Source organism: Clostridium sp. (assembly GCF_016650095.1).
Lineage (GTDB): Bacteria > Bacillota > Clostridia > Clostridiales > Clostridiaceae > Clostridium_AD.
This window is the reverse complement of sequence record NZ_JAENWL010000433.1, coordinates 1-2,317: the sequence shown is the minus strand read 5'-3', so window position 1 is coordinate 2,317 and position 2,317 is coordinate 1. Positions and strand designations below refer to the sequence as shown.

Below are 2,317 nucleotides of genomic sequence, written 5' to 3'. Positions count from 1 at the left end.
GACTATAGAATTTCCAAAGGAAGGAATAGTGTGTATATTTGGCCCATCAGGGGTAGGAAAAACTACTGTTTTTAATTTGATAGCGGGGTTAATTGAACCAGATGAAGGTGAAGTTAAAATTACAGAGGATATTTCAATGGTGTTTCAGGAAGATAGGTTGATTCCATGGCTTTCGGCAATTGAGAATATTAGTTTGGTTTTGAAGGATAGAGAACAAGGACTTACGATGGCCAAAGAATATATGAATGATATGCAATTAACTGACATTAAGAATAAAAGACCATCACAGCTAAGTGGTGGGATGAAGCGTAGAGTAGCAATTGCAAGGGCGTTAGCCTATGACAAAAGAATTATTTTGATGGATGAGCCATTTAAAGGACTAGAGGAAGAACTTAAAAATCAGATAATGGATCAGGTAATTAAGTTGGCGGTGGATAAATTAATAGTAATTGTTACACACGTGAAAGCTGAAATAGAATATTTGAATGCGGAGATAGTATATTTGTATTAGGTTTAATGCAATAAGAGGTGAGTTATTACCTCTTATTATTTTGATATAAATGGGTTAAAGAATACATAGTTATCATATAATTAGCATTTGACAATAACTATGTATGGTAGTAATATAAAATTGTTAATACTAATATAGATATAGAAATTAACTAATAAAATTGTTGTAGATTCACTAGACATGATCCTATCAATTTAAATGTATTGCGGGTATACATGTGACAATAAATGATTATAGCGTGAAATAGCGATTGGAGCTTTGAGTGTAAATCATAATATATAGGAGGAATTATAAATGAATGATATAAAAATACTAAGAGATGAAATGGTAAAAATGAAGAAGTGGGCGTTAATTGGAGCGTCGCCAAATGAAAGTAAGTTTGGATATAAAATATTAATGCAACTTAAAGAAAAAGGGTATACAGTATATGGTATAAATCCCAAATACGACGAAATAAATGGAGTAAAAATTTATCATTCATTAAAGGAACTACCAGAGCAAGTAGATGCAGTAAATGTTATAGTGAATCCTACACTAGCTTTAAAGGCTTTAGATGATATTGTAGAATGTAAAATAGAAAATGTATGGTTTCAACCAGGGTCTTATGATCCACAGGTTTTAAATAAGGGTAAAAAAAATGAACTTAATATGGTTTTTCATGAATGTTTATATGTAGAATTAAACAAGATTTAAAATTATATATTTGATTACTCAACAGACTGAACAATTATTTTATATAAATAATTGTTCAGTCTGTTGTTTTATTTGATTAGTGGCAAATGCCAATATGCATAAGCTGATTTTATGGTGAAGTCATTTACAAGTAAATATAGGTCTAGATATGTTAAGGATAAGAAATTGATTTTTAATCAAATGTATGGTCCTGCATATCATGGTGGAGGTAAATAAAATGGAAATGAATGTAGCAGTTCTTAGTGGAAAAGGAGGAACAGGTAAAACTACTGTTTCAACTAATCTAGCTCTTGCATTAAAGGCGAATTATATAGACTGTGATGTTGAAGAACCAAATGGTTTTTTGTTTTTAAAACCTGAAGTAGATAAAACGGAAAAAGTTATGGTAGAGTACCCAATTATAGATAAAGCTAATTGTACTTCTTGTGGGGCTTGTGTAAATGCATGTCAATTTAACGCTCTTGCAAAAGTGAAAGATGAAATTTTACTTTTTGAAAAGTTATGTCATGGATGTGGGGCTTGTAAAATTGCATGTAAATATAATGCTGTAACTTATAAAAAAAGACAAACAGGTAAAATTGAAAGTGGAAAAGTAAGAAACATAGATTGTATTAGAGGGATTTTAAATGTAAAAGAACCTATGGCAGTCCCTGTTATTAGAAAATTGCTTAAAAATATATCAGGGGGAGTTAATTTAATTGATTGTCCTCCAGGTACTTCTTGTAGTGTAGTAAATGCACTAAAATTTGCGAGTGTAGCAATACTTGTTACAGAACCATCAGAATTGGGACTTCACGATTTGAAAATGGCTGTAGAAGTTGTAAAAAGGCTGTAATTGATGAATCGATTTGTACTAAGTGTGGTAAATGTGAGACTGTGTGTAAATTCGAAGCAATAGAAAATTGTAAAATAAACCTATTTGCTTGCGAAGGGTGTGGTGCTTGTACATTAGTATGTCCACATAATGCTATAAAATTAAAAGCAGAAAAAACAGCAGAAACATTTATTACTAAGTTAGATAAAGGTATAATTTCAAGAGCAGAAATGGATGTAGGTAGTGATGGTTCAGGAATGTTAGTAACTTTGCTTAGAAAAAATGGTAAAAAATTTAGT

General features: G+C 30.8%; 2 protein-coding genes and 2 pseudogenes. All 4 read left to right on the top strand.

The features are described from left to right. Nucleotides 1-511: ATP-binding cassette domain-containing protein (locus JJE11_RS17520; RefSeq protein ID WP_291637952.1), on the top strand; the 511-nt coding region annotated here is incomplete at its 5' end. Nucleotides 512-805: 294 nt separating this feature from the next. Beyond that, nucleotides 806-1,204, top strand: coding sequence for a CoA-binding protein (locus JJE11_RS17515; RefSeq protein WP_291637950.1), 399 nt, complete (start codon nt 806-808; stop codon nt 1,202-1,204). 223 nt (nt 1,205-1,427) lie between these two features. Further along, nucleotides 1,428-2,030: pseudogene (locus tag JJE11_RS17510) on the top strand (P-loop NTPase); the annotation flags it as partial. Continuing rightward, a pseudogene (locus tag JJE11_RS17505) lies at nt 2,027-2,317 on the top strand (4Fe-4S binding protein); the annotation flags it as partial. The pseudogenes JJE11_RS17510 and JJE11_RS17505, both read left to right, overlap by 4 nt.